This window comes from Streptococcus sp. 27098_8_66 (assembly GCF_041431945.1).
Taxonomy (GTDB): Bacteria; Bacillota; Bacilli; order Lactobacillales; family Streptococcaceae; genus Streptococcus; species Streptococcus dentalis.
In genome coordinates, this window is sequence record NZ_JAPVYS010000011.1 from 67,925 (window position 1) to 74,030 (window position 6,106).

The window sequence follows — 6,106 nt, forward strand, 5'->3', positions numbered from 1 at the left end:
CTATGGCACGATTAAATGTAAAACCAACTCGGATGGAGCTCAATATTCTCAAAGAGCGCCTCAAGACAGCAACCCGGGGGCATAAGTTGCTCAAGGATAAGCGGGATGAACTCATGCGCCGTTTTATTGAAGCTGTGCGTGAGAATAATCGTCTGCGCCAAAAGGTGGAGGCAGCACTGGTGGGCAATATGCAAGATTTCGTGATGGCCAAGTCCCTAGAGAGTGACCTCATGGTAGAAGAAATCTTTGCTGTACCCACTCGAGAAGTGATGCTCCATATCGAGGAAGAAAATGTCATGAGTGTGCGCGTGCCCAAGCTCCATGCCCGTATCGATAATCCATACGGAGATGATGAAGGGGACGTGGTTTATAGCTACCTTGCCTCCAATAGTCAAATGGACAGCACTATTCAAGAAATGGGGGATCTACTCCCAGATTTGCTCAAGTTAGCGGAAATCGAAAAAAGCTGCCAACTCATGGCAGATGAAATCGAGAAAACCCGCCGTCGAGTGAACGGACTCGAGTATGCGACCATCCCAGATCTCAAAGAGACTATCTACTATATCGAAATGAAACTCGAAGAAGCCGAACGCGCCAACCTCGTCAGAATCATGAAGGTAAAATAAGATACAAAGCCGTTAAGCAACTCAAAGGAAAATAGGGAGCAGGACAGAAGCACTGTTGTATAGAATGCTTCGTTGTCCTGCCCCCACAAGGCTGATTAGGATTTTTCCGAGCTCTTAAAGCGAGAGAAAAATCCAATCAGCTACTGTGCCTTTGAAGTTAGTACTATTACAGTTTGCGTTTTTCACCCAGCATTTAGGGCGTGTTCAATTACTTAAAAAAGACAAGAACCTCATCAAGGAAACGTTCCTAGATGAGGTTCTTTTGCACCATCTTTTTATGTTACTAGTTTGTAACAATGTGACAAGAAAGACGAAATGTTACAAGAAAAATACAGTTTTGTTAAATAGCCAAAAAGGCCTTTTATTATTATTTAATTGTGATAAGATAGAATAGTAGTTCATTTGTTCAAGAAAATCTTGAGCAAAAAACAAAGAAAAAAGAGGATAAAAGATGAAATTAAAAGTTAATACGAAAGCCTTGATCGCTTCAACAGTAGCTCTTGCAGTGATTCCATTTACAAAAGCCACTGCAGAAACACTTGAAGATTGGGTAGCTCGCTCAGTAGATGAAATCAAACATGATATCCAACAAAGCGGTGAAAACCAACAAACTTATACCATCAAATATGGTGATACATTGAGTTCGATCGCAGAAGCGCTTGGAATCGATGTTCATGTGTTGGCAAACTTGAACAACATCAGCAACATGGATTTGATCTACCCAGGTACTGTTTTGAAAACAACAGTGAATGATCAAAAAGAAGTAACTTCAGTTGAAATCCAAACTCCTCAAGCAGGTGCGACAGATGCAACCGTTGCAAGTGCTGACTTGACAACAAACCAAGTGACAGTTGATGACCAAACAGTTGCTGTCAACGATTTGTCAAAACCAGTTAACGAAGACAACAAAGCTGTTCCAGTTGCTCCAGCAGCGGAAACTCAAGAAGCCCCAGCGGAAGCTCCAGTAGTTGAAGTACCAGCAGCAGAAACACCAGCACAACCAGCTGTTCCAGAAACACCAAACTACGGTGCTCCAGCTGTCAATGTTGAAGTTCAAAATCAAGAAGTAGCGCCAGCTGCTCCTCAATCTGCTCCAGTAGCGGAAACACCTGCTGAAACACCAGCTTCTGCTCCTGAAGCTCCAGCAGAGGAAGCTCCAGCACAACCAGTAGCAGAAACGGCTGCTACACCTGAAGTGCAACCACTAGCATCAACTCCAACAGCTGCAAATGCCATTCCAACTGATCCACACCTTCAACCGCAAGCGGAAGCTTTCCGTCAAGAAATCGCTGCGAAATTCGGTATCACAAATATCGGTGGTTACCGTGAAGGGGATCCAGAAGACCACGGTAAAGGGCTTGCAGTAGACGTAATGGTTCCGACAAGTTCTGAATTTGGAGATCAAGTTGCCCAATATGCAATTGACAACATGGACCGTGCAGGTATCTCATACATCATCTGGAAACAACAATTCTACATGCCAGTCGACAACATTTACGGACCTGCTAACACATGGAACCAAATGCCAGACCGTGGTGGAGATACAGCAAACCACTACGATCACGTACATATCTCATTTAACGGATAATAAAATTTCGAACTAGGACAAGTGCCTAGTTCTTTTTTTGTATGCACAAAAAAGGCCGGAAGACGAATCTTCCAGCCAGACGATGGTTATAAAATATGATCAACTTTTTCCACCTGATAAAGGGCAATCGCCATGATAATGGTTAAGACCAGTAACATAAGAATGGCAGGTGTCCAAGAGTGGAAGAGAGATTTGCTATATCCAAAGAGGATGGGCCCAAAGGCTGCAAAGACGTAGCCTCCTGTTTGGGCAAGACCAGAAAGTTGAGCTGTTTTTTCAGGTGTACTGGATTTCATGGAGAAAGCGACCATGAGGTAAGGGAAGAGCGAACTAACGGAACTTCCAATCAGGGCATTTAATACCAACCAATAGAAGAAGTTGCTGGTCGGGATTAAGAGCATGGCTACCCCCAGAATCCCTGCTCCGACAACAATCGCAAGCATCAAGTGTCGATTGCGATCGGATAACCGTGTGGTTAAACTTGGGATCGTCAAGGAGAATGGGAGACTGATCAGGGTGAACACGGAGGCCAGTAGTCCAGATTCAACCTTTGAAAGGCCAGCTTGAACAGCCATGGTCGGAAGCCAGGTCATACTTGTGTAGAAAAGCAGTGACTGCAAGCCTCCAAAAATCATGATAGCCCAGACATATTTATTGGTATACCACTTGCTACTAGATTCCGTAGTGGTCGTCTTTTTTAGATGGTGGTTGTAGCGAATGTTAGGAATCCAGATGACCAAAGCAAGAGCACACAAGGCTGTCAAGATGTTGACCAAACCTTGCCAAGAAGTGGCTTTGGTGATCGGAACAGCGACAGAAGAGGCGATCGCTGTGGACATCCCCATAGAAGTGATGTACAAAGTGGTCAGAATGCCTAGTTGACGGGGTCTGTTCGCTTGAATCAGGCTTGGAAGCAGCACATTGAGAAAGGCGATGCCAGCTCCAATCAAGATGGTTCCCAGATAGAGGAAGGGGAGGTTGATAATCCGAATGGCAGATCCGATCGTAATCGCGATCAAAACTAGGAGAAAGAGGCGCTCAATCCCCAACCTTTTAGCAAATTGAATCGCAAAAGGTGAGAAAATGGCAAAGGTGAGCAGTGGCAAGCTAGTCAATAGTCCCAGAGAGTTCACATCTACCCCCAAACCAGCAGCGATGTCAGACAAGACCGTCGGAAGCGTAGTAAATGGTGTTCGTAAAACAATCCCAAGCATAATGATGCCCGGGACGAATAATATAGAATGTGTTTTTTTCATAAATCCTCCTCTGACAAAAATTCTATTCATTATAACATAGATTGAGGCTAAATTGGAGTATTTCTACAAATGAAAGAGAAGAATCGTAGTTCTCACTCCCATGGAAAAAGCCACCGGTTTTGGTGGCTCTTATAGGGAGATTATTATGAAAAAGTTTAGGATTTTCTATCAAACAAAGTTAGGAGGTCTTTATTTGATGGTTTTATTATAAGGCGGTTTGCTTAAAGAAAACTTAAGAAAAGGCGCTGTGTATGAGAATCGGTCTTAAGGCTGATAAAATGTATTAGCTAGCATCACAAATAAGCTGTGTTTTTATTTATAATAACTTTTTCTTTTTAAAGGATGTAGTTTCCGCTCTGCTTAAACTGCATCAACGTACCTAAGCTCACTAACGTTTGCTAAGGGAATAAGGACCGTAGTTTTCGCTTCGCTCAAACTGCATCAATATCTCTAAATTCGGTTGAACTCTCTGAGTTCACCTCATTAAGAGATATAGAAAAGCCACCGGTTTTGGTGGCTCTTATAGGGAGATTATTATGAAAAAGTTTAGGATTTTCTATCAAACAAAGTTAGGAGGTCTTCATTTGATGGTTTTATTATAAGGCTGATTTCTTAAAGAAAACTTAAGAAAAGACGCTGTTTATAAGAATCGGTCTTAGGTCTGATATTTTTTTACAACAGAAACTATTTAGATTTTTTTCTAAATAGAGTTGACAAACCCATCCGAAAGTACTAGAATCTATTTAGAAAGATTTCTAAATAGATTAGAGGAGATAGAGAATGAATTTTGCGCAAACATTTAAAGCTTTATCGAATCCGATAAGAAGAAGTATCTTAGAACTGCTAAAGGCGGGGAAATTATCTGCTGGTGATATCGCTGGCCACTTTGATGTAGCAGGAGCGACCATTTCCCATCATTTAAGCCTCCTCAAGCAGGCAGATTTAATTCGAGAGGAAAAAGAGAAGAATTTTATCTACTATGAACTCAATACTTCTGTCTTGGAGGATTTAATGGTCTGGCTCGTTGATTTGAAAGGAGACTCTACTGATGAAAACGAATAAAAAACTATTGATATTAACCTCTATGGTGATCCTTTTCCCCATACTTTGGGGGCTGATGATTTGGTCGCAATTGCCTAACCAAATCCCGATTCACTTCAATTTTGCTGGCCAGGCCAATAACTTCCAATCGAAACCCCTGGTTGTGTTTGGTCTTCCTATTTTCGATCTCATGGTGCATCTGTTTATGATCTTTATGATCGGTCGCGATTCTAAGAATAGCGCTATGAATGAAAAAATGATCAGAGCGATTTACTGGTTGACCCCAATCGTTTCCTTAAGTACCTCCTATCTCATCTATAGCAAGGCGCTAGGATCTACTACCAATCCATCAGTTTTTGTTTCGGTTCTGCTGGGTCTCATCTTTGTAATCATGGGCAATTACATGCCTAAGCTAAAAGTGAATCACACGGTAGGAATCCGTCTGCCTTGGACCTTACAGAGTGAGGATAACTGGCACAAAACCCATCGCTTGGCAGGGAAGTTGTGGGTTCTCGGAGGCTTAATCCTCCTACTGGAAGCAGGCCTTCAATTCGCGCTTTCTTATGTACTGGTGCTGGTCATCCTCGCCATTGTGTTAATCCCTGTGATGTACTCTTATCAATTAAGTCGGAAAAATCGTTAGTATGAAAAGACAACCAGAGAAGAAGCCAGTCGGGAGCTGTTTTCTTTTCCGGTTGTTTTTGCTTATTCATCGTTTCAAATTTAAAACTTTCAGGAAAATATTTATTTTTCGGAAAGTCAAGATTTTGTTATTATTTATGATATACTGGTACCGTAATTATATCCTTACAGAGGTTAAGTAAGGGTTTCAGTACACGTCAATAGATGTCAAAATATTGATTTTAAGCGATTTTTGATTTTTGGAAACTCATTATATCGCACTACAAATCAATAAAAACTCTACCTCTTACTCTACCTTTTTTAGATAAATATATCATCTGGATATTGAAGTTAAGCCCTGCTATCATTTCGATGGCAGGGCTTTTTAATGTTTGGGACACTACCTTCTTATCTATATTTTGATGGAGCTGAAGTTGACATCTACAAAGTTTAATGTTAGAATACATTCAAAAATATATTTGAATGAGGTGTTTTATGATTCAAAATATTGTTACTTCAATAATCCTGTATTCTGGGACAGCCGTAGACTTACTTATTATCCTAATGTTATTTTTTGCCAAAAGAAAAAGCAGAAAGGACATTATTAACATCTATTTAGGACAATTTCTAGGCTCTGTTAGTCTAATATTCCTAAGTTTGCTTTTTGCATTTGTCTTAAATTATATTCCTAGTAAAGAGATTTTAGGTTTACTCGGTTTGATTCCAATTTTCCTAGGCCTCAAAGTTTTGCTTTTAGGAGATTCTGATGGAGAAGCTATTGCAAAAGATGGTTTGCGAAAAGACAATAAAAACTTGATTTTTCTAGTCGCTATGATTACTTTTGCAAGTTGTGGCGCTGACAATATTGGTGTCTTTGTCCCATATTTTACCACCTTAAATTTAGCGAATTTGATAGTAACTTTACTTACTTTTCTAGTCATGATTTATCTCTTGGTTTTTTCTGCCCAAAAATT

General features: G+C 40.7%; 7 protein-coding genes. 5 read left to right on the plus strand and 2 right to left on the minus strand.

Annotated features, from left to right (window positions below):
* Window positions 1-2 precede the first annotated feature (2 nt).
* Both O3642_RS08345 and O3642_RS08350 read left to right on the plus strand, forming a co-directional pair.
* Window positions 3-626: a V-type ATP synthase subunit D gene (locus O3642_RS08345; protein WP_003002380.1), complete on the plus strand. Its 624-nt coding sequence runs from the start codon at window positions 3-5 to the stop codon at window positions 624-626.
* Window positions 627-1,077: 451 nt separating this feature from the next.
* Entirely contained in the window at window positions 1,078-2,214 is a 1,137-nt protein-coding gene (locus O3642_RS08350; protein WP_371605776.1) for a LysM peptidoglycan-binding domain-containing protein, read from the plus strand.
* Window positions 2,215-2,300: 86 nt separating this feature from the next.
* Here O3642_RS08350 and O3642_RS08355 read toward each other — a convergent pair whose 3' ends face one another.
* Window positions 2,301-3,470, minus strand: a complete 1,170-nt coding sequence (locus O3642_RS08355) for a CynX/NimT family MFS transporter (RefSeq protein WP_371605777.1) — start codon at window positions 3,468-3,470, stop codon at window positions 2,301-2,303.
* A 780-nt stretch (window positions 3,471-4,250) separates the two neighbouring features.
* Between O3642_RS08355 and O3642_RS08360 the strand changes: the two genes are divergently transcribed.
* Both O3642_RS08360 and O3642_RS08365 read left to right on the plus strand, forming a co-directional pair.
* Window positions 4,251-4,532, plus strand: a complete 282-nt coding sequence (locus O3642_RS08360) for an autorepressor SdpR family transcription factor (protein ID WP_003009465.1) — start codon at window positions 4,251-4,253, stop codon at window positions 4,530-4,532.
* Window positions 4,519-5,154 (plus strand): SdpI family protein, encoded by a 636-nt coding sequence (locus tag O3642_RS08365; protein WP_070506101.1) that lies wholly within the window; start codon window positions 4,519-4,521, stop codon window positions 5,152-5,154. Before O3642_RS08360 ends, O3642_RS08365 begins: the two co-directional genes overlap by 14 nt.
* A 259-nt stretch (window positions 5,155-5,413) precedes the next feature.
* Here O3642_RS08365 and O3642_RS08370 read toward each other — a convergent pair whose 3' ends face one another.
* Window positions 5,414-5,599: a FanG protein gene (locus tag O3642_RS08370; protein WP_371605778.1), complete on the minus strand. Its 186-nt coding sequence runs from the start codon at window positions 5,597-5,599 to the stop codon at window positions 5,414-5,416.
* Between the two features lie 28 nt (window positions 5,600-5,627).
* Between O3642_RS08370 and O3642_RS08375 the strand changes: the two genes are divergently transcribed.
* Window positions 5,628-6,106, plus strand: a 479-nt coding sequence (locus tag O3642_RS08375; RefSeq protein WP_371605779.1) for a CadD family cadmium resistance transporter, incomplete at its 3' end; no start/stop codon positions are given.

What these genes read in the sequence shown, in the direction of transcription:
- O3642_RS08365 (WP_070506101.1), top strand. Translation starts at nt 4,519, where the DNA reads ATGAAAACGAATAAAAAACTATTGATATTAACCTCTATGGTGATCCTT.
- O3642_RS08355 (WP_371605777.1), bottom strand. Translation starts at nt 3,470, where the DNA reads ATGAAAAAAACACATTCTATATTATTCGTCCCGGGCATCATTATGCTT.
- O3642_RS08350 (WP_371605776.1), top strand. Translation starts at nt 1,078, where the DNA reads ATGAAATTAAAAGTTAATACGAAAGCCTTGATCGCTTCAACAGTAGCT.
- O3642_RS08370 (WP_371605778.1), bottom strand. Translation starts at nt 5,599, where the DNA reads ATGTATTCTAACATTAAACTTTGTAGATGTCAACTTCAGCTCCATCAA.
- O3642_RS08345 (WP_003002380.1), top strand. Translation starts at nt 3, where the DNA reads ATGGCACGATTAAATGTAAAACCAACTCGGATGGAGCTCAATATTCTC.
- O3642_RS08360 (WP_003009465.1), top strand. Translation starts at nt 4,251, where the DNA reads ATGAATTTTGCGCAAACATTTAAAGCTTTATCGAATCCGATAAGAAGA.